The 19,753-nt window shown below is 60.4% G+C and carries 18 protein-coding genes; 5 read left to right on the forward strand and 13 right to left on the reverse strand.

All coding sequences use genetic code 11. The features are described 5' to 3' along the window. Positions 1 to 212: 212 nt before the first annotated feature. From queC to aspS, 12 genes are all read right to left on the reverse strand, one after another. Entirely contained in the window at positions 213 to 881 is a 669-nt protein-coding gene (queC, locus tag E4656_RS06960) for a 7-cyano-7-deazaguanine synthase QueC (RefSeq protein ID WP_135482467.1), read from the reverse strand. Next, positions 881 to 1,648, reverse strand: a complete 768-nt coding sequence (gene ybgF, locus E4656_RS06965) for a tol-pal system protein YbgF (protein ID WP_167855965.1) — start codon at positions 1,646 to 1,648, stop codon at positions 881 to 883. The genes queC and ybgF overlap by 1 nt, the downstream gene beginning before the upstream one ends. Before the next feature lie 50 nt (positions 1,649 to 1,698). Continuing rightward, the gene (gene pal, locus E4656_RS06970) at positions 1,699 to 2,229 is read right to left on the reverse strand and encodes a peptidoglycan-associated lipoprotein Pal (protein ID WP_167855966.1); all 531 of its coding nucleotides are present in this window, start codon (positions 2,227 to 2,229) and stop codon (positions 1,699 to 1,701) included. 97 nt (positions 2,230 to 2,326) lie between these two features. Continuing rightward, entirely contained in the window at positions 2,327 to 3,634 is a 1,308-nt protein-coding gene (tolB, locus tag E4656_RS06975; protein WP_135482473.1) for a Tol-Pal system beta propeller repeat protein TolB, read from the reverse strand. After that, complete coding sequence (gene tolA, locus E4656_RS06980; RefSeq protein WP_135482474.1) at positions 3,634 to 4,497, reverse strand: cell envelope integrity protein TolA; 864 nt, start codon at positions 4,495 to 4,497, stop codon at positions 3,634 to 3,636. Before tolA ends, tolB begins: the two co-directional genes overlap by 1 nt. A 1-nt stretch (position 4,498) precedes the next feature. Next, positions 4,499 to 4,921 carry a protein TolR gene (gene tolR, locus E4656_RS06985; protein ID WP_135482475.1) on the reverse strand — a complete coding sequence of 141 codons (423 nt, stop codon included), beginning with the start codon at positions 4,919 to 4,921 and terminating at the stop codon, positions 4,499 to 4,501. Next, positions 4,918 to 5,682 (reverse strand): protein TolQ, encoded by a 765-nt coding sequence (gene tolQ, locus E4656_RS06990; RefSeq protein ID WP_240753923.1) that lies wholly within the window; start codon positions 5,680 to 5,682, stop codon positions 4,918 to 4,920. The genes tolR and tolQ overlap by 4 nt, the downstream gene beginning before the upstream one ends. A gap of 87 nt (positions 5,683 to 5,769) precedes the next feature. Continuing rightward, positions 5,770 to 6,798, reverse strand: a complete 1,029-nt coding sequence (gene ruvB, locus E4656_RS06995; RefSeq protein ID WP_135482476.1) for a Holliday junction branch migration DNA helicase RuvB — start codon at positions 6,796 to 6,798, stop codon at positions 5,770 to 5,772. 47 nt (positions 6,799 to 6,845) lie between these two features. Next, positions 6,846 to 7,445, reverse strand: coding sequence for a Holliday junction branch migration protein RuvA (ruvA, locus tag E4656_RS07000; RefSeq protein ID WP_135482478.1), 600 nt, complete (start codon positions 7,443 to 7,445; stop codon positions 6,846 to 6,848). A gap of 511 nt (positions 7,446 to 7,956) precedes the next feature. Continuing rightward, positions 7,957 to 8,478: a crossover junction endodeoxyribonuclease RuvC gene (ruvC, locus tag E4656_RS07005; protein WP_135482480.1), complete on the reverse strand. Its 522-nt coding sequence runs from the start codon at positions 8,476 to 8,478 to the stop codon at positions 7,957 to 7,959. Positions 8,479 to 8,493: 15 nt separating this feature from the next. After that, a complete protein-coding gene (locus E4656_RS07010; protein WP_135482482.1) occupies positions 8,494 to 9,225 on the reverse strand; it encodes a YebC/PmpR family DNA-binding transcriptional regulator in 732 nt (243 codons plus the stop codon). A gap of 27 nt (positions 9,226 to 9,252) precedes the next feature. Further along, positions 9,253 to 11,025 (reverse strand): aspartate--tRNA ligase, encoded by a 1,773-nt coding sequence (aspS, locus tag E4656_RS07015; protein ID WP_135482483.1) that lies wholly within the window; start codon positions 11,023 to 11,025, stop codon positions 9,253 to 9,255. Between the two features lie 155 nt (positions 11,026 to 11,180). Between aspS and E4656_RS07020 the strand changes: the two genes are divergently transcribed. Then, on the forward strand, positions 11,181 to 11,741 hold the full coding sequence (locus E4656_RS07020) for a lytic transglycosylase domain-containing protein (protein ID WP_135482485.1): 561 nt from the start codon (positions 11,181 to 11,183) through the stop codon (positions 11,739 to 11,741). 7 nt (positions 11,742 to 11,748) lie between these two features. Here E4656_RS07020 and E4656_RS07025 read toward each other — a convergent pair whose 3' ends face one another. After that, positions 11,749 to 12,912 (reverse strand): alpha-hydroxy acid oxidase, encoded by a 1,164-nt coding sequence (locus E4656_RS07025; protein ID WP_135482487.1) that lies wholly within the window; start codon positions 12,910 to 12,912, stop codon positions 11,749 to 11,751. A gap of 290 nt (positions 12,913 to 13,202) precedes the next feature. On the opposite strand from E4656_RS07025, the gene E4656_RS07030 reads away from it, so the two are divergent. The 4 genes from E4656_RS07030 to E4656_RS07045 all read left to right on the forward strand — a co-directional run bounded on the left by E4656_RS07030 (position 13,203) and on the right by E4656_RS07045 (position 19,750). Beyond that, on the forward strand, positions 13,203 to 14,180 hold the full coding sequence (locus E4656_RS07030; protein WP_135482488.1) for a TAXI family TRAP transporter solute-binding subunit: 978 nt from the start codon (positions 13,203 to 13,205) through the stop codon (positions 14,178 to 14,180). 115 nt (positions 14,181 to 14,295) lie between these two features. Then, positions 14,296 to 16,479, forward strand: a complete 2,184-nt coding sequence (locus tag E4656_RS07035) for a TRAP transporter permease (protein ID WP_135482489.1) — start codon at positions 14,296 to 14,298, stop codon at positions 16,477 to 16,479. A 2-nt stretch (positions 16,480 to 16,481) separates the two neighbouring features. Continuing rightward, positions 16,482 to 18,395: a sensor histidine kinase gene (locus E4656_RS07040; RefSeq protein WP_135482490.1), complete on the forward strand. Its 1,914-nt coding sequence runs from the start codon at positions 16,482 to 16,484 to the stop codon at positions 18,393 to 18,395. A gap of 8 nt (positions 18,396 to 18,403) precedes the next feature. Beyond that, complete coding sequence (locus E4656_RS07045; protein ID WP_135482491.1) at positions 18,404 to 19,750, forward strand: sigma-54-dependent transcriptional regulator; 1,347 nt, start codon at positions 18,404 to 18,406, stop codon at positions 19,748 to 19,750. The last annotated feature ends 3 nt before the right edge of the window (positions 19,751 to 19,753 follow it).

Genomic DNA, 19,753 nt, shown 5'->3' on the forward strand with positions numbered 1-19,753 from the left:
AGACAGTAGACAGTAGACAGTAGACAGTAGACAGTAGACAGTAGACAGTAGACAGTAGACAGTAGACAGTAGACAGTAGACAGTAGGATCGTTGCCAAACCACCGAATACTGTCAAGCCCCCACTGTCGACTGAGCACTGTCATCTGTCGACTACAGTCTACATGCGTGGCCACGGGCCACAGCCTACAAGGCAGCACCATGCGTGAGCCTGCTACCGATAGGGTGTCGGATCCTCGACCCCGGCATCCACAAACCCCTGGTGGCGCAGACGGCAGCTGTCACAGACCCCACAGGCGGTACCGGCTTCATCGGCCTGGTAGCAGGATACGGTAATGCCGTAGTCCACGCCCAGCTCAACGCCCCAGCGAATGATGTCGGCCTTGCTCAGATCAATCAGCGGTGCTTCTATCTGTATCGTACTGCCGGTCACGGTGGCCCGTGTGGCGACATTGACCAGGTTCTGATAGGCGGCCACAAATTCGGGCCGGCAATCGGGGTAGCCCGAATAGTCGACTGCATTGATACCCAGATAGATGGCCTGTGCCCCGGTGACTTCCGCATAGGCCAGCCCGTAGGACAGAAAGACGGTGTTGCGGGCCGGCACATAGGTATTGGGAATGCCCTCGGTGGGTGTTTCAGGCACGGACAGTGAACCATCGGTCAGTGAAGACCCGCCCAGTTGGGCCAGGTCGATATCGATGATCCGGTGCTCTGCCAGATTCTGCCGCGCAGCCACGCGCTGGGCCGCCAGCAACTCCGCGCTGTGCCGCTGCCCGTAGCGAAAGCTGAGCCCGTATACCTTGTCGTGACGCTGTGCCGCGATGGCCACGGCGGTCGCCGAGTCCAGCCCGCCGGACAGCAGGACGATGGCGCTGCTCACTACTGGAATTCCTGCAACGTATCCAGGCGCTGATTGGCCAGACTGCCCAGATTGGAATCGGGCGCCTGCTCTGCAACCTGCTGGTAATAATCCTGAGCCAGTTCAACGTCACCGGTCCTCTCGGCGACAAAGCCAAGCTTGAACAGGGCATCCAGCCGCTTGTCGGAATCGGGGAAGTCGTCGATGATCCGGTTGTAAGCCGCCTCGGCGCTGTCATATTCGCGCAGCAGTGTATGCACTTCACCCAGCCAGAACCAGGCATCTGCAGCCAGTCCGCTGTCCGGATAGTCTTCCACAAAGTCGGCGAGTGCGCTGGTGGCTTCTTCGTAACGACGCTCGGAGATCAGGTCCCGCGCTCTGCGATAGTCACGCTGGGCCTCTTCCGGGTCGTCAATATCCGAGGTTTCAGGGGCCTGGCCAGCCAGGCTTTGGGCGCCTGAGGCCTGCACGTCAGTCAGACGGCGGTCCAGATCAATGTAACGGTCCCGCGAGTCGGCTTCCGCTCGCCGGAGTCTCTCATTCAATTCTTCAACCTCGCCCCGCAGTGACTGTATCTCACTTTCCATGCGCAGCAGGCGATCCAGCAGCTGGGTCAACCCATCCTGCGAGACAAACTGCCCTGACAGTTCATTTTCCAGGGCCTGGAGGCGCGAGCGCAATTGCTCGTCCGTGACCAGGTCATCAGCTAGTATGCCGCCGGGTTGGTTTATAAGCGTTGGTCTGCCCTGCTCGATAGGCGGGTTGGCCAACGAAAAAGAGCTGCCCATCAGGGCAGCTCCCAAAGTACCAAGCAGCGCTGTTTTCTTCAGTGCTGGCATTAGTTCTGATACTTGATCTCTACACGACGGTTCTGAGCCCAGGCTTCTTCGTTGGACTCGGCAACCGCAGGGTTCATTTCACCAAAGGAAGTCACATACATCTGTGAATTCTCGACACCACGCAGGTTCATGTAGTCCTGTACTGACTTGGCACGATTCTCGCCCAGAGCCAGGTTGTACTCGGCGCTGCCACGCTCATCGGTGTGGCCTTCCAGCACAACAACCGCATCCGCGTTGTGACGCAGGTACGCTACGTGCTCGTCGAGCACAGAGCGAGCTTCGGAGCTCAGCGCGAAGCTGTCGAACTCGAAGTAGACGATGTCTTCACTCGGGGTCGGAGCCACTTCAGGCGCCTCTGCCTCGGCTACTTCAGCTTCGTCGAGCGGCATCAGTCCGGTGGTTCTTTCTTCAGTAGTTTCGGTCGTTGTATCTTCTGCAGTTCCGGCATCATCGGTTGGTGCACTGGAACACCCGGCGATAACCAGTGTCCCTGTTACCAGCATCACTTGCAGCAGCTTGAATTTTGACATTGCTCTCAATCCCATTTGTCAGAGGTTTTATCTAGTCGCTGGCTGATAATAGCACAGCAATAAAACAGTTCACCACAAAGGTGGCGCCCACTATAGGTTAGTAGGTGAATGGCGACCATGCAGGTTCACGCACATTGCCAAACCGGCTGGGCATCACATTCTCCACCATACCATCTATTGACACCCACGCAAGCCTCGAGGTTCCACCCTGAGTGCTTGCATATACCACCATGGACCCGTTAGGGGCCAGGCTGGGTGCCTCGTCCTGCGGGTTACCCGTAAGTACCTGCAGGACTCTGTTGTTCAGGTCCATGGTGGCGATGTTATAACCATCGCCATCATTATGTACCATCACAATTCTGTTACCGCTCTCCGCCACTCTGGGCCGTGCGTTGTATCGGCCATCGAAAGTCAGACGTTCTGCATTGTCAGACCCTATGCGCAGACGATAGATCTGCGGTCTGCCACTGCGACCGGACGTATACACCAGGGTGTTGTTGTCCAGCCAGTCCGGTTCGGTGTCAATGGCCCAGTGCCGCGTCACCTGCTGCAAACGGCCATTGGACAGATCCATGACATAGATATTGGCCGCACCATCTCGAGATGATGTGAACGCCAGGCGCCGTCCATCCGGAGAAAAGGCAGGCGCACTGTTAATCGCACCCTGCCTTTCCGCTACGATACGCACATTACCGCTATCCAGATCAAGGATACGTACTTCAGAACTGCCATCGGGAGCAAAGGTGACGAACGCAATCTGACGAGCGTCGGGCGACCAGGCTGGCGACATCAACGGCCGCTCCGACTCGAACCAGGGCTCTTCGTTGAAACCGTCTGCATCGGCAACATACAGCGTGTGGCTTCGACCCGACCCCGTTTGTTCGATCGCAACATAGGCTATTTTGGTTGAAAATACGCCTCTTACGCCGGTAATTTCTTCGTAAATGGCATCACTGGCGCGATGCGCCAGCTGGCGCCATTGATCACGGTCGCCGGTGACACTCCGACCGAGCAGACGACGCTCCGAATACGGGTCGTAAAGTTCATAGGTGATTTCAACCCGGTTGTCGTCTCGCGGCTGTGCCCGGCCAATCACCACATAGTCCTGATTGAGCAACCGCCATTCGCGAAACACCATGGATTCCCGGCGCGTGGGCCAGCTGCGCATCTGGTCTCTGGGCAACGGATCGAACTGGCCGGTGCGCTCCAGATTGGCCTCCACAATCTCACTGAACTCCGACGGTGCCGACCCGGGGCCATCCCAGGTGAAGGGCACAATGGAAATGCGAAACGGATCATCGTAGCCGCGAATAATGGTAATGGTTCGATCCGATGACTGTGCCGCCAATCCGGAGGCCAGCAGAATCAGCGCAATGCCACAGTACAGCCGCAATTTATTCATCATTAGACCTCGGGCCTGAAATCGAAATTGAAGCGTCGGTAATGCTGTTCAAACAGCCGATTGTCTTCCGGCACGGGAAGACGACCCACGCGCTCCACAGCCTGAATCGCAGAGCGATCCAGGGCATCATAACCACTGGAATTGACCAGTTGTACACTCACCACCTCGCCGGTCGGCAACAGCTCAATACGCACTGTTACCACCATGGAACCGTCGACATTGGGCGGCAGCGACCAGGCACGCCGCACCCGTTGCTGAATCAGGCCGTCATAGGTACCGATGGCCTGCCTGGCTTCTTCCGCCTGCTCGGCCTGAGCCCGTTCCCGGGCGCCTTCCTGCTCTACCTGAGACAGCAATGCGGACTCCAGATCCAGAAAATCGTCACCCGGCGGCGGTGCCCGCGATGGCTCGGGCGGCTGCTCGGGTTCGGGCGGCGACTCGGGCTCGGGAATCGGTTCCGGCTCGGGCGCCGGGGCCGGTTCCTCTACCTCCGGCGCCGGTATGGGCTCAGGGGCCGGCTCCGGCTCGGGCGTGGGTTCGGGCTCCGGAGCCGGTTCCGGCTCGGGCGCAGGCTCGGGTTCCGGCGCTGGTTCCGGTTCCGGTGGCGACTCTGGTTCCGGCGCTGGTTCCGGCTCCACGGTTGTGGTTTCTACCTGCCGTGGCTCCGGCGCCTGCGGCGGCGGATCGGGTTCCGCCCGTTGCTGCACGCGCGACATGGTGACCAGCTGCGCATTGACCACTTCCGGCATATTGGGCTCTGGCGGTGAACTGAACACCGGCAGCCCAAAGACCACAAAGATACCCAGTACCGTATGCAGCAGCACCGAGTAGGTCAGTGGCAGCAGATGTTCCCGATCGAAACCCATTCTAGAGTGGCTCCGTCACCAGTCCCACATTGTGAACCCCGGACTGCTGCAGCATGACCATCAGTTCCACTACCCGTCCATAGGGTACGGACTGATCGCCCCGAACCAGCACAGCGGTGCCCGGATTGTTCTCCAGGATCTGGCGCACAAAGGTCTGTATCTCGGTCAGCGGAACGGACTGGGGCGACTCCTCACCCAGTTCCAGATAGTACTCCTGATCCGCTGTCACCGAGACAATCAGGTTTTCCCGGTCGTCTTCTGTGGGCAGCGGCTCCGTGGATACCCGGGGCAATTCCACGTCCACGCCCTGGGTCAGCATGGGTGCGGTCACCATGAATATGACCAGCAGCACCAGCATGACGTCGATATAAGGCACGACATTGATTTCCGCCATGGGGCGGCGGCGATTACCCTTGTTTCTCATACACGTTGAGCCTCAGTCCCTGCGGACTGTGCTGATTCATTGCGGCCGTCTGCACCTGCTTCACGTCGTGCCTGATTCTTGCGCGACAGTGCATAGACCTGGCGATGCAGAATGCTGGAAAACTCTTCTGCAAAGGTGTCATAGAGCGAGATCAGATTGGTCGCTGTATTCGAAAACTTGTTGTAGGCAATGACCGCAGGAATAGCAGCAAACAGGCCCATTGCTGTTGCAATAAGAGCTTCTGCGATACCCGGCGCCACCGTGGCCAGGGTGGCTTGCGAGGTCATGGCCAGACCGCGGAAAGCCCCCATGATCCCCCAGACCGTGCCGAACAGGCCGATGTACGGGGTAATGGAACCCACTGTGGCAAGAAAGGTCAGATGCTTGTCGAGCTTGTCCTCTTCCTTGTTTACGGCCACCCGCATGGCCCGCTGGATGGAGGTCATGGTGGTGTCGGGATCCATATCGGGTTGCTGGCGGGCGCGGGTGAACTCCTTGAAACCGGCACGGAATACGGCTTCGGTACCGCTGTCCGGATCCGGCGCGGCATTCACCTGCCGAAACAGCTGGGTCAGATCCATGCCCGACCAGAAGCGCTCTTCAAAGTGATCGCTGGCATTCCGGAAACGGCCCATGACCTTGGCGCGCTCGAAAATGAAATACCATGAGAGCACGGAAGCCAGAACCAGAATCAACATCACGATCTGGACGACAATACTGGCGCTGGCAATCAGCGCGATATAGGACATTTCCTCAGCCACAGCGGCAAAACTCCTTAACCCGAAAAGTCGGCAATGTGCGCCAATGTACCGAAATTGGCCAAGAGTGCACAGAGGTTTGCACTGTTTTTATGAAGCGGTTCCATTGCCACTGCCGGGCGGGGGCAGATCGAAATGCCGATAGGCCAGCGGCGTGGCCATGCGGCCGCGCGCAGTGCGCACCACAAACCCGAGCTGAATCAGATAGGGCTCGACTACATCTTCCATGGTTTCGCGCTCTTCGCTGAGGGCGGCTGCCAGGCTGTCGATGCCTACCGGGCCGCCGTCGAACTTTTCGATCATGGTACTGAGGAAGCGACGATCGAGCAGATCAAAGCCTTTCGGGTCGATATCCAGCATGCTCAGCGCCGCATGCGCAACCTCATAGCTGACCACACCGTCGGCTTTCACCTCGGCATAGTCACGCACCCGCCGCAACAGCCGGTTGGCGATACGCGGCGTACCGCGCGAGCGGGTGGCAATCTCGCGTGCGCCTTCGTCGGTCATCTGCATGTCCATCAGGCCCGCCGAGCGGTGCACAATGGTGGTCAGATCCTCGATATTGTAGAACTCGAGCCGCTGCACGATGCCGAACCGGTCGCGCAGTGGCGAGGTCAGCAGGCCGGCGCGCGTGGTTGCCCCGACCAGGGTGAACGGCGGCAGTTCGAGCTTGATGGAGCGGGCGGCCGGCCCATCGCCGATCATGATGTCGAGCTGATAGTCCTCCATGGCCGGATAGAGGATTTCCTCGATATGCGGACTGAGGCGGTGGATCTCGTCTATAAAGAGCACGTCACCGGCATCCAGGTTGGTCAGCATGGCGGCCAGATCACCGGCCTTTTCCAGCACGGGCCCCGAGGTGGTCTTGATCGAGGCCTGCATCTCATGCGCAATGATGTTGGCCAGCGTGGTCTTGCCCAGGCCGGGCGGCCCGAACACCAGGATGTGATCCAGCGGTTCGCCCCGATTGCGGGCTGCGGAGATGAAGATCTCCATCTGCTCACACACCACCGGCTGCCCGGTGTAGTCGGCCAGACTGGAAGGCCGGATCGCGCGGTCGAGCTTTTCTTCGCGCGGCGATTCGGGTTCCGGGGTAATGAAGCGGTCGGTTTCAATCATGACTCAGAGTTTGACCCAGCGCTGGTAAAGAGACAAGACGGCAATCATTACAGCGCCGACTTGAGCGCCAGGCGGATCAGGTCATCACTGCCCAGACCGGGCTGCCGCACCTGCTTGATCATCTTCGCGGCCTGCACCGGCTTGTAGCCCAGCGCTATCAGGGCGCTTTCGGCATCGTCTACCGGATCGCCGCCCTCGGCCATGGCGGCAGCCAGGCCGCCCAGTTCGGCGGCAGTTCCGTCGGCATGGGTGAGTTTGCCTTTCAGTTCCAGCACCAGGCGTTCGGCCATCTTCTTGCCCACGCCGGGAATCTTGACCAGTTGATTGACCGATTCCTGTTCGATGTAGCGCGCGAAGTCGTCCGGCTCGATGGCGGACAGAATCGACAGCGCCAGCTTGGGGCCGATGCCATTGACCTTGATCAGGGTGCGGAACAGGCGGCGTTCACCTTCCTGCGCGAAACCGAACAGGGTGTGGGCATCCTCGCGCACGCTGAGGTGCGTCCACAGGCTGACCGGTTCGCCGGTGGCAGGGAGCTGATAGTAGGTGGTCATGGGTACCAGCAGTTCATAGCCGACGCCCTGCACATCCAGCAGGATTTCCGGCGGCTGCTTGGCACTCAGGGTGCCCTTGAGGTGTCCGATCATGTTCGTTCTCCGGTTCCTGTGGTTGTGGTTGCCAAGCGGACCGTCGCCAAGCGCGGGTGCAGGCCTGTGAGACATTAGCCTGGCCGCCTGATGGCGGGGTACCCTGACCGCAGACACGCAAAAAACGGCATCCATGCCAGCTCGACTGCGCACATCCATGTGCGCAGACGGTCTGCGGATCAGGGCACCACCGCTCCGGCGGCCGCACCAATCGTGCCTCCGCACCCTCACTTGGCAAGGGACCTGTCCTGTAGTGAGGGACGCAAGTCCCGATGGGTGGCAAAGCCGCCCTTCATATGGGTCCTATTGACCCAACCGGCACTTGCGTGCCTCGCTACAGAAGTTGGGGGGGGCACGGCTGGAGTCGCCCGCCGGGTGCATGCACTGTGAGACCGTTTGCGGCCAGGGACGGCCGCAACCGAGCTGTCAGGGACGACGTTTTTTGCGTGTCTCACAGGCATGTACCCGAGCGTGGCGACGGTCCACCAACCATACTCTACAAGGTCACACCCTAATGCGCCCGCCCCCGGCGCGCCTGGGCGGCGTTGCCGAGGCGGGCAAAACTCTGCCGGTAGTGCGCGTGGCAGAGCGCAATGGCCAGTGCGTCGGCGGCGTCTTCCTGCGGCGTGCCCGGCAGCTTCAGCAGCGCCGTGACCATGTGCTGCACCTGCGCCTTGTCGGCACCGCCCTTGCCCACCACCGACTGCTTGATCTGCCGCGCTGCATATTCGAACACCGGCAGCCCTGACTGCATCGCCGCCACTATGGCCGCCCCGCGCGCCTGTCCCAGCTTCAGCGCCGAGTCGGCATTGCGTCCCATGAACACCTTTTCGATGGCAAACTCAGTCGGACTGACCTGTGCCACAATGTCCTGTATATAACGAAAGATGGCATCCAGCCGCGCCGGCATCTCTCCCAGGTCGGTCAGATTGATACAGCCACTGGTGATATAGCGCGGCTGCTTGCCCGACACATCAATGACCCCGAACCCGGTACGCCGGGAGCCGGGGTCAATGGCGAGGATGATGCTCATCAGAGCCCGCCGGCCTCAGCTCTCGGCCGGTTCGGGGAAAGCCGCGTTGGTATAGACGTTCTGCACGTCGTCCGACTCTTCCAGCGTGTCGATCAGCTTCTGTACCTTTTCCGCAGTCTCACCGTCGACTTCGACTTCTACATCCGGCAGCCAGGACACTTCGCCCTCGGCTTCATAGCCGGCGTCGACCAGCGCTTTTTTCAACTCCAGATAGTCCGTCGGCTCGCAGCGAATCTCGAAGGAGCCATCGTCATTGCTGATGACATCTTCCGCGCCGGCTTCCAGCGCCACCTCCATGATGGCATCTTCGTCGCCGTTTTCGATAAACAGCTGGCCCTTGTGCTGGAACAGATAGGCCACCGAGCCGTCCGTGCCCAGGTTGCCGCCATGCTTGCTAAAGGCATGGCGCACCTCGGAGACGGTACGATTGCGGTTGTCGGACAGACACTTGACCAGAATCGCCACGCCACTGGCGCCATAACCCTCGAAAGTCATCTCCTCGAAGTTGTCACCATCCTGATTACCCGCGCCACGCGCGATGGCCTTCTCGATGGTGTCCTTTTTCATGTTGGCGGTCAGTGCCTTGTCCATGACCGAACGCAGCGCCGGGTTGTCCTCCGGGTTGGGGCCACCATTGCGGGCTGCAACCACGATTTCGCGGATGATCTTGGTGAAGACCTTGCCGCGTTTCGCATCCTGCGCCGCCTTGCGGTGCTTGATGTTGGCCCATTTGGAATGACCTGCCATAGATGCATCTCCCTTGAAAATGCGTGATCAGCTCTCGCTGACCGGTTTGCGAATACGGATATTCAGATCGCGCAACTGATCATTGGTGACCTCGCCCGGTGCCTGGGTCATCAGACAGGAGGCGGACTGGGTTTTCGGGAAGGCAATAACCTCCCGAATGCTGTCGGCGCCGGTCATCAGCATGATCAGACGATCATAGCCAAAGGCCAGACCACCGTGCGGCGGGCAGCCGTATTTCAGCGCGTCGAGCAGGAAGCCGAACTTCTCGCGCTGTTCTTCATGGCTGATGTTCAGTACATCGAACACGGTTTCCTGCATGGCCGGGTTGTGGATACGGATGGACCCGCCACCCAGCTCGACACCATTGAGAATCATGTCATAGGCACGACTGAGCGCCCCGGCCGGGTTGGCCTTGAGTTCTTCCGGTGAACAGGATGGTGCGGTGAACGGGTGATGCAGTGCGGCCAGAGAACCGTCATCGTCCTGTTCAAACATGGGGAAGTCTACCACCCACAGCGGTGCCCATTCGCGCGTGTAGAGGTTGAGGTCTTCACCCAGGCGGCAGCGCAGATTGCCCAGTGCATCGTTGACGATACGCGCCTTGTCGGCACCGAAGAAGATCAGATCGCCGTTTTCGGCCTGCAGGCGGTCCAGCAACTGGGCGCGCACGGTCTCGGGCAGGAACTTGACGATGGGAGACTGGAGGCCGTTTTCCAGATCCGACTTGTCGTTGACCTTGATATAGGCCAGACCCTTGGCACCGAAGATACCGACATATTTGGTGTAGTCGTCGATCTGCTTGCGCGTCAGACTGCTGCCGCCGGGCACTTTCAGTGCAGCGACACGACCCTTGGCATCCTTCGCCGGGCCGGCAAACACCTTGAATTCGACCTCGGTCATCAGGTCATCAACCGTGACCAGCTCCAGCGGGATGCGCAGGTCCGGCTTGTCGACGCCGTAACGTTCCATGGCCTCGGCAAAGGTCATGTGGGGCAGCTCGCCCAGATCCACATCCAGCACTTCCCTGAAAGTCTGGCGAATCATGCCTTCGGCCACCCCCATGATGTCCTGCTCTTCGACAAAGGAGGCTTCGATATCGATCTGGGTGAATTCCGGCTGCCGGTCGGCGCGCAGGTCTTCATCACGGAAGCACTTGGCAATCTGGAAGTACTTGTCGAAGCCGGACACCATCAGCAACTGCTTGAAGAGCTGCGGCGACTGCGGCAGCGCAAAGAAACGCCCTTCGTGGGTGCGGCTGGGTACCAGATAGTCGCGCGCGCCTTCCGGCGTGGCGCGGGTCAGAATCGGCGTTTCTATCTCGAGATAGCCCTGATCATCCAGGAAGCGGCGCAGGGACTGCGAGATGCGGCTGCGCAGAATCAGCTTGTCCTGCATTTCCGGGCGGCGCAGATCCATGTAGCGGTATTTCAGGCGTACGTCCTCGCCCACATCGGAATACTGGTCGAGCGGAAACGGCGGCGTTGCCGCCGCGTTCAGCACTTCGATACCGGTACCCAACACCTCGACCGAGCCGGTCGGCAGGTCCTGATTGACGGTACCCTCGGGGCGGGCTCGCACCCGGCCGGTGATTTTCAGCACAAATTCGCTGCGCACCCGGTCGGCGGTTTCGAAGTTGGCCGCATCATCAGGGTCGAACACCACCTGCACCAGGCCTTCGCGGTCACGCATATCGAGAAAAATGACCCCGCCATGATCACGGCGGCGATGTACCCAACCGCAAAGCGTGACGGTTTCATCGATATGTGAACTGCGCAGTTCACCACAGTAATGAGTTCGCATAGTATTCTGTCCAGTGCCCCGATGAGGTGAATTTTTGAGGGGGCGATTATACCGACTTTTCGCTGTAACTTAACCCGGAGTTTGGCAAACCGATGCACAGGGACTCGAAGTGGACTGGCTGCTGGCTGCAAAGGCTGCTCCTGTTGAGCGGTCTGATGCTGTCAGCCAGCAGTTGGGCGCAGCAATCCGCACTGCCGGAAGACTCTACCCAGCAACCGCCGGAGCCGGGGCTGATCGATGCCCTGTCGGATGCCGTGGCCGAGGAATCCGGCTTCGAAGACCGCTTTGATGCCCAGGTGTGGATGGTCGACATGTCGGCCCGCATCGACCGCTTTATCACGAACGAGCAGGAACGCCTCGAATTTCTGCGTCTGGTGCATCGGGAATCACGGCGCGCTGATGTGGACCCGCAACTGGTGCTGGCGGTCATTCATGTGGAAAGCCTGTTTGACCGGTTTGCGCTGTCACACGCCGGTGCCCGCGGCATCATGCAGGTGATGCCGTTCTGGAAAAACGAGATCGGCCGCCCGGATGACAACCTGTTCGATCTGGAAACCAACCTGCGCTACGGCACCACCATTCTGGCCTACTATCTGGACATGGAAAACGGCGACGAGGTCGGCGGTCTGGCCCGTTACAACGGCAGCTACGGCCAGACCTGGTACCCGGAACGGGTGTTCAATGCCTATCAGGCGCGCTATTCGCTGAGCCGCTAATACGCCGTCATTGCACCGGCCGATCAAACAGGGTCGGTTCCAGCAGGTTGTGACGCCCCAGGTTGGTGAGCAGCCGCTCACCGCAGAGCGCCATGGTGGTATCCAGTTCCTGGTGCAGTATCCTCAGTACATCATCCACCCCAGCCTTGCCGGCCGCGCCCAGACCATAGAGAAAGGGCCGGCCGATATAGGTGCCTTTGGCGCCGAGACAGACGGCCTTGAGCACATCCTGCCCGGAGCGGATACCGCCGTCGACATGCACCTCGATGTCATCGCCCACTGCATCCAGTATGGTCGGCAGCATGGCAATGCTGGACGGTGCGCCGTCCAACTGACGGCCACCGTGATTGGAGACGATCAGCGCATCGGCGCCGGTTCTGGCCGCCATGCGGGCATCCTCCGGGTCCAGTATGCCCTTGAGAATCAGCTTGCCGCCCCAGCGCTCGCGAATCCAGTCGATGTCATCCCAGGACAGCTGCGGATCGAACTGCTCGGCGGTCCAGGCACCCAGTGATGACAGATCGGACACGCCGGAGACGTGGCCAATGATATTGCCGAAACCGCGCCGCCTTGTCCCCAGCATCTTCAGGCACCAGTGCGGACGCGTGGCCAGTTGCAGCAGGCTGTTCAGCGTCATTTTCGGCGGCGCACTCAGACCATTGCGGATGTCCTTGTGCCGCTGCCCCAGAATCTGCAGGTCCAGCGTCACCATCAGGGCACTGCAGCCGGCTGCTTTGGCGCGGTCGATCAGCCGCCCGATAAAATCCCGATCACGCATGACATAGAGCTGAAACCAGAACGGCTTCTGTGTATGCGCTGCCACATCCTCTATGGAACAGATACTCATGGTGGACAGGGTAAAGGGTACACCGAACTGCTCCGCCGCCTGGGCGGCCAGAATCTCGCCATCAGCATGCTGCATGCCGGTCAGCCCGGTTGGCGCCAGCGCCACCGGCATGGAGACCTTGTCACCCGCCATGCTGGTCGCTGTCGAGCGCCGGGTCATGTCAACGGCCACCCGCTGACGCAGCAGCAGACGCTGAAAGTCGGTCTCGTTGCGGCGGTAGGTCGACTCGGTCCAGGAGCCGGAGTCGGCATAGTCGAAGAACATCCGGGGTACACGCTTTTGTGCCAGACGCTGATAATCACTGACATCACAGGGTTTTGACATGGTCCGATCTGATCCTGTTGACTTGAAGCCAGACAATGTAGCCTTTGGCACAGCCCCGAGTACAGCAGAACCGGGCCGGATAATGGGTCAACTTCCACCCACGCCCACACGGCCCAATGGGTGGCATTCCACCCAGAAGACGCTTTTCTGCCTCGCGCAGCCAGCCTGACGCCTGCATCCGTGCCGATTTTCACTATGGCATGGCCCTTGCTGGTAACAGACCGGGTGAGCGTACAAACATCGCTCTAGTTCAGACCCAACCACAAGAAATACAACAACGGAGTTTTCTTATGCATACGATGCTCAAAAGCGTTGCCGCCATTGCGGCCGCATCCACTCTGCTTGCCGGCTCAGCACTGGCTGATCGTTCCGACTGGCCCAGCGAAATCACCGTGGGTACTGCCAGTCAGGGCGGCGCCTACTTCGTTTACGGCAACGGCCTGGCCAACTTCCTCAGCGAAGAGCTGGGTATTGGTGCCAGCGGCGAAGTGACCGGCGGTCCGGTACAGAACGTTACCCTGGTACAGTTGGGTGACCATGATGTCGGCCTGGTGACCATGGGGCCGGCTTTCACTGCGCTGCAAGGCGAGAGTGAACTGGCTCCTGGCCTGGAACACACCGAGATTCGTGCTCTGTTCCCGATGTACCAGACACCCTTCCAGGTAGTGACTCTGGCGCGCTCTGGCCTCGAAACGGTCAGTGACCTGGACGGTCGCCGGGTCAACGTCGGCCCTGCGGGTGGTACACCCGGTACCTATTGGCCCCAGTTCCTGAACACCCTGGGCGTGAACGCCAATGTTTCCAATGCCGGAGCGGCCGATGCGGCCAGCCAACTGGGCGATGGTCTGATTGACGCCTTTGCATTTGCGGCCGGTATTCCGACTGCAGCCTTCAGCCAACTGGCCGCTGAAGAAAATGTGAACATTTTCGGTTTCACCAGTGACGAGCTGGACACCATTCTGGAAAACCACCCGGAAGTGGCCCACTTCGTTATGGAAGCAGGCACCTACTCCGGTCAGGATGAAGACATTGACTCTGTTGCCATGTGGAACTTTGCCATTGCGCACGAAGATATGCCGGAAAGCCTGGCCTATGAGATCACTCGTGTAGTCATGGAAAACAATGACCGCATGATGCAGATCCACTCTGCCGCCCGCGAGACGCTGAAAGAACACGTCGACAAGAACGGCTTCCTGCCCTTCCACCCGGGAGCGGTACGTTACTTCGACGAACAGGGCATCGATATTCCGGATGACCTGCGCGGCTGATCACGGCCCATACGACCAGACTGCCGGGGCCTTGTTGCCCCGGTAGTTCTGGTCTTTGTCTCACCGTTCGTTTATCACTATTACTATTGTCCTGACTTGATCGGAGTAGCCCCCCATGTCCGCGGCCACTGATCAGACTCCCGCAGCCGAGAAAAAGAATATTGCAGCCGGGGTCGACGCCGAAAACATTGCCAGTAACCAGCGCGTCATCAGCGGCGCCCTGGGTATTGCGCTGAGCGCCCTGTGCGCTCTGTACACCCTGTTCCATGTCTGGTCCATGAACCTGTACCCGCTGGAACCCTGGATTTACCGTATTACTCACGTCGGGGGCGGTCTGGCCCTCGGCTTTCTGTTGTTTTCCGCGCATATGCTGTCCGATGACAGCAACGCGCCGGGACGACGCAGCGCACTGGGCTGGATCATGCTGGCCGCCGGCGCCGCAGGCGTTCTCTATGGTCTGGTTGCCATGCTGACCCTGTGGGTCAGCACCGGTGGACGCAGTGGATTCGGGGCGCCACAGCCCCCCGAGTTCGTCCTGACCTTTGGTATTCCATTGCTGGTCGGCACGGCGCTTACCGTGCTGACCAGTTGGCTGTTTCCGGCCCGCCGCCGGTCACGCCTGGACCCGGCGGATGTGCTGCTGGCTCTGGCTGCACTGGCAGTGGCGCTGTACTTTGTCTACTACGCACCCATGCTGCGCCTGCGTGCCGGCACCGGCATGGCGCTGCCGTCCGACATGTACGCCTCCATGGTCGGTGTGCTGCTGATTCTGGAGCTGACCCGGCGCCTGGCCGGGCTGGCCCTGGTCATCATCGCGGCCGTATTCGTGGTTTATGCCTTTGTCGGCCCCTGGCTGCCGGGCATACTGCAGCACCGCGGCTACTCCATGCAGCGGTTTTTTTCCTATATCTACACGGATAACGGCATTCTGGGGCCGACCACGGCCATTTCGTCGACCTACATCATCCTGTTCATCACCTTCGCGGCCTTCCTGCAGGCCAGTCGGGTGGGCGAGTACTTCGTCAACTTTGCCTTCGCAGCAGCGGGGCATACCCGCGGCGGGCCGGCCAAGGTGGCAGTATTCGGCTCTGGCCTGATGGGCATGATCAACGGCACCAGTGCCGGCAATGTGGTGTCCACCGGCTCGCTGACCATTCCGCTGATGAAGAAGGTGGGTTACCGACCGCAGTCTTCTGCCGCCATTGAGGCTGCAGCCTCCTCCGGCGGGCAGATTCTGCCCCCGATCATGGGTGCCGGGGCCTTTATCATGGCCGAAATCACCGGCATCCGGTACACGGAGATCGTGGTCGCGGCGATCATCCCGGCCCTGCTCTATTTCCTGTCGGTCTACTTCATGGTCGACAAGGAAGCCCTGAAGAACAACATGAAGGGCCTGCCACGTTCGGAGTTGCCCAAGTTCAGAGCTCTGGCCAAGCAGGTCTACCTGTTTGCGCCCATCCTGATTCTGATCGTCGCCCTGTTCATGGGTTACTCGGTCATTCGCGCCGGTACGCTGGCCATGGGTGCCGCCGCCGTCGTGAGCTGGCTGACGCCGTTCCGCATGGGACCCAGGGCCATCTTCTATGCGTTTGAGCTGGCCGCACGCATGTCACTGCAACTGGTTGCGGTCTGTGCCGCCGCCGGGGTGATCGTGGGTGTTATCGCACTGACCGGTGTCGGCACCCGCTTCTCTTCCATGCTGCTGGCCATTGCCGCCCAGAACCAGTTGCTGGCCCTGTTCTTCGCCATGTGCGTGTCCATCATTCTGGGCATGGGTATGCCGACGACCGCCGCCTATGCAGTGGCCGCCTCGGTGATCGCACCTGGTCTGATCCGCATGGGTATTGATCCGCTCACGGCTCACTTCTTCATCTTCTACTTTGCGGTCATGTCGGCCATTACACCGCCGGTGGCGCTGGCCGCCTTTGCCGGCTCGGCCATAGCGCAGTCAGACCCGATGAAGACCAGTGTGGAAAGCTTCAAGATCGGCTTGGCCGCCTTTGTGGTCCCCTTCATGTTCTTCTACAATTCAGCACTGCTGATGCAGGGCCCCTGGTACGAGATCGTGCATGTCGTGGCCACGGCGGCACTGGGTATCTTCCTGCTGGCCTCGGCCGTGCAGGGCTGGTTCTTCGGCCGCGTCGGGACGGTATTGCGTCTGATTCTGCTGGTCGCCGCATTGTTCATGATTCAGGGAGGCTGGATGTCTGACGCCATCGGTCTGGGTGCTGCGGCACTGGTGCTGACCATCAAGAAAACGCTGCTGACGCCGGAACGCGTCGCGCGCGGGCTGGACTGAGCATGACCAGCCCCGCGACCAGGCCGGGGCTGCTCTCCGGCGAAACGCTGTTCCGTCATCCAGGCCTTCGGGTCTGGGTGACGGTCCTGTTTCTGCTGACGCTGGGCGTGTCCTGGCTGCTTGGCACCTGGTTCGGTTATCACCAGTTGGAACGCCAGAGCTTCGAGGAATCATTCCGCTATGGCCAGTTGCTTGGCAACGAACTGGACCGCTACCGCCCCATTCCGGAACTGATGGCAGAGCATCCGCTGATGGCCGAAGCGCTGGAAAATGCGGACAATGACACCATTCTGCTGCGCGCCAACGAAGAAATGAAGCGCATGGCCACCATCGTGGACAGTTCCGATGTCTATCTGATGGACCACACCGGCCTGACCATTGCCGCCAACAATTACAAACTGCCGACCAGTTTTGTCGGCGGGAATTTCAGCTTTCGTCCCTATTTTACCGAACCCATGGCAACCGGCGAGTCCGGGCTCTACTTTGCACTGGGCACCACCTCGCTGGAGCGCGGGCTCTATTTTTCGCATCCGGTCAAAAGCAGCACCGACCCCACCGAGCGCATAGGTGTTATCGTGGTCAAGATACTGGTGGAAGATCTGGAACAGCAATGGCAGCGGCCCTCGCCCTACTATGATGCCGAGATGGTCGTGCAGGATGCTGACGGCATTGCTTTTCTGTCCAGCCAGCCGGACTGGCTCTACCACGCCTTCCTGCCGCTCTCGGATGAGCGCATGGATGCCGTCTATACCAGCCAACGCTACGCCAGCCAACCCATTCCCAGCATGCCCCTGACCCGGCTCGGTCGGCACTGGGGCCTGGCGGAACAGTCCGAGCTGCTGCTGATCAAGCATGCCGGCCAGGAGCGTACCTTCCTCAGTGTCAGCACGCCCCTGCCCCGACTCGACTGGGACCTGCGGGTCATGGTCAGCACCCAGCCGGTACTGGGCTCCCAACTGGTTTTTCTGGCCGGCGGTGCCCTGCTGTTCATGGGCGTATTGCTGGCCACGCTGTATCTGCGTGAGCGTTATCGCCGGGAAGCAGAACTGGCCGAGCGCGGCGTGCAACTGGAGCAGCGCGTGGCAGCGCGTACCGCCGACCTTGAGGCCTCCAACCAGCGTCTGCTGGGGGTGATTCGGGAACGTGAGCGCGCCCAGGAAGAACTGAAAGAAGCCCAGCAGGAACTGATTCAGGCGGCCAAACTGGCGGTACTCGGTCAGATGTCGGCCGGGCTGAACCACGAGATGAACCAACCGGTCACGGCGATTCAGGCCTATGCTGCCAACAGTCGCCGTTTTCTGGAGCGTGGCGACAACGACACGGTCGATGCCAACCTGCAGGAAATCGGTCAGCTCTGCCAGCGCATGGCAGACCTGACCCGGCAGTTCAAGGTGTTCTCGCGCAAATCGGAAGGCAAGCCGAGTGTGCTGGACCTGCGACAGCCCATTGATGCCGCAATAAAGATGCTGCAGGTGGGCCGTTCGCATCCGGACATCAGATTGCTCTGGCAGCGCCCGGACCAGCCTGCCTGGGTGCATGGGGACCTGATCCGCATCGAACAGGTGCTGATCAACCTGCTGAACAATGCCATCCAGGCAGTGGAGAATCACCCCAACGCCACCATTGAGGTGGTGCTGCAATTGCAGGACCCTTACTGGCTGTGCCTGGTGCGTGACAACGGCCCCGGCCTGCCGGCCAATACCGAGCAGTTGTTCGAGCCCTTCTACACCACCAAATCGATAAAGCAGGGGCTGGGGCTCGGCCTGTCCATATCGCGCCAGATAGTGGACGCCCTGGGCGGTCGCCTGACCGGACACAATCGCCCCGAAGGCACGGGCGCCGAATTCACCCTGGCCCTGCGCGTGCGTTCTCAGGTCACTGAAGCGCCCGCCAACGAACTGCCGCTGACGGAGTGATACCCGCAATGACCGATGCCGACGTCCTGTTCATTGACGACGAAGCCGACATCCGGCAGGTGATGCAGCAGACTTTTCTGCTGGAAGGGCTGAAGGTCGAGGTGTTCGCGGACGGTGACAGTGCGCTGCGGGCCCTCACACCGGATTTCTGCGGCGTGATCCTGTGTGACTACCACATGCCCGGGCGCGACGGACTGTCCGTGCTGGCCGAGGTCATGAGCCTGGACAACAGCATCCCGGTCATCATACTCACCGGCCATGGCGACATCAGCACGGCAGTCACCGCCATGCAGCAGGGCGCCTATGACTTTATCGAAAAGCCGTTCAATCACGAGGAACTGATCGAGCTGCTGCGCAAGGCCCGTGAAAAGCGCCAACTGGCGCTGGAAAACCGCTATCTGAAGGGCCAGCTCAACCAGATTGGTCGGCCCGGACCGCGTCTGCTGGGAACCTCGGCACAGATGCAGCGCCTGCTGGCCATGGTCGACACTCTGGCCCCCACGTCAGCCGATATTCTGCTGCATGGCGAAACCGGCGCCGGCAAGGATGCACTGGCCCGTTTCATCCATGAGCGCAGCCCGCGCAGTGGCGCCCACTATGTGGCCATCAACTGCGGTGCCGTGCCCGAGCACCTGATAGAAAGCGAGTTGTTTGGCCACGAGGCCGGGGCCTTCACCGGCGCCGAACGACGGCGCATCGGCAAATTCGAACACGCCCACGGCGGCACCCTGTTTCTGGATGAAGTTGAGAGCATGCCCTCTGCCCTGCAGGTAAAACTGCTGCGCGTGCTGGAAGAACGCAAGGTGGAGCGCCTGGGCAGCAATCAGCCGATTGCCATTGACGTCCGTATCATCGCCGCCACCAAGGCGGACCTGCGGGCGCTGAGCGACACGGGTGAATTCCGCGCCGACCTGTACTACCGCCTCAATGTGGTCGAGGTTCAGATACCGCCGCTGCGGCAGCGCCCGGAAGACATCCCCCTGCTGTTCCAGCATTTTGCGCTGATTGCGGCCGAACATCACGGACGCGAAATCATTCCGCTGCAACCCGAGCAGGCTGCCTACCTGAAGCAGCAACCCTGGCCCGGCAATGTGCGGGAACTGCGCAATCTGGCCGAACGCTATGTACTGATGGGTCCGGCAGCGCTGGAAAACAGCTGGGATATCGGCCAGCCCAGAACAGCCGGTACGCTGGCGGAGACCATGGCCATATTCGAACGTTCATTGCTGCAGGACGCCTTGCGCGCCAACAACGGCAGTATCAAGGACACCATGGAACAGCTTGGCCTGGCGCGCAAAACGCTCTATGACAAGATGAAAAAGCACGGCCTGGACAAGTCGTTCTACAAGGACTGACCC

This window comes from Natronospirillum operosum, from assembly GCF_004768465.1.
Taxonomy (GTDB): domain Bacteria; phylum Pseudomonadota; class Gammaproteobacteria; order Pseudomonadales; family Natronospirillaceae; genus Natronospirillum; species Natronospirillum operosum.

What these genes read in the sequence shown, in the direction of transcription:
- tolR (WP_135482475.1), bottom strand. Translation starts at nt 4,921, where the DNA reads ATGAGAAACAAGGGTAATCGCCGCCGCCCCATGGCGGAAATCAATGTC.
- tolB (WP_135482473.1), bottom strand. Translation starts at nt 3,634, where the DNA reads ATGATGAATAAATTGCGGCTGTACTGTGGCATTGCGCTGATTCTGCTG.
- E4656_RS07020 (WP_135482485.1), top strand. Translation starts at nt 11,181, where the DNA reads ATGCTGTCAGCCAGCAGTTGGGCGCAGCAATCCGCACTGCCGGAAGAC.
- E4656_RS07040 (WP_135482490.1), top strand. Translation starts at nt 16,482, where the DNA reads ATGACCAGCCCCGCGACCAGGCCGGGGCTGCTCTCCGGCGAAACGCTG.
- E4656_RS07025 (WP_135482487.1), bottom strand. Translation starts at nt 12,912, where the DNA reads ATGTCAAAACCCTGTGATGTCAGTGATTATCAGCGTCTGGCACAAAAG.
- ybgF (WP_167855965.1), bottom strand. Translation starts at nt 1,648, where the DNA reads ATGGGCAGCTCTTTTTCGTTGGCCAACCCGCCTATCGAGCAGGGCAGA.
- aspS (WP_135482483.1), bottom strand. Translation starts at nt 11,025, where the DNA reads ATGCGAACTCATTACTGTGGTGAACTGCGCAGTTCACATATCGATGAA.
- ruvC (WP_135482480.1), bottom strand. Translation starts at nt 8,478, where the DNA reads ATGAGCATCATCCTCGCCATTGACCCCGGCTCCCGGCGTACCGGGTTC.
- ruvA (WP_135482478.1), bottom strand. Translation starts at nt 7,445, where the DNA reads ATGATCGGACACCTCAAGGGCACCCTGAGTGCCAAGCAGCCGCCGGAA.
- E4656_RS07010 (WP_135482482.1), bottom strand. Translation starts at nt 9,225, where the DNA reads ATGGCAGGTCATTCCAAATGGGCCAACATCAAGCACCGCAAGGCGGCG.
- tolA (WP_135482474.1), bottom strand. Translation starts at nt 4,497, where the DNA reads ATGGGTTTCGATCGGGAACATCTGCTGCCACTGACCTACTCGGTGCTG.
- E4656_RS07030 (WP_135482488.1), top strand. Translation starts at nt 13,203, where the DNA reads ATGCATACGATGCTCAAAAGCGTTGCCGCCATTGCGGCCGCATCCACT.
- E4656_RS07035 (WP_135482489.1), top strand. Translation starts at nt 14,296, where the DNA reads ATGTCCGCGGCCACTGATCAGACTCCCGCAGCCGAGAAAAAGAATATT.
- pal (WP_167855966.1), bottom strand. Translation starts at nt 2,229, where the DNA reads ATGTCAAAATTCAAGCTGCTGCAAGTGATGCTGGTAACAGGGACACTG.
- ruvB (WP_135482476.1), bottom strand. Translation starts at nt 6,798, where the DNA reads ATGATTGAAACCGACCGCTTCATTACCCCGGAACCCGAATCGCCGCGC.
- E4656_RS07045 (WP_135482491.1), top strand. Translation starts at nt 18,404, where the DNA reads ATGACCGATGCCGACGTCCTGTTCATTGACGACGAAGCCGACATCCGG.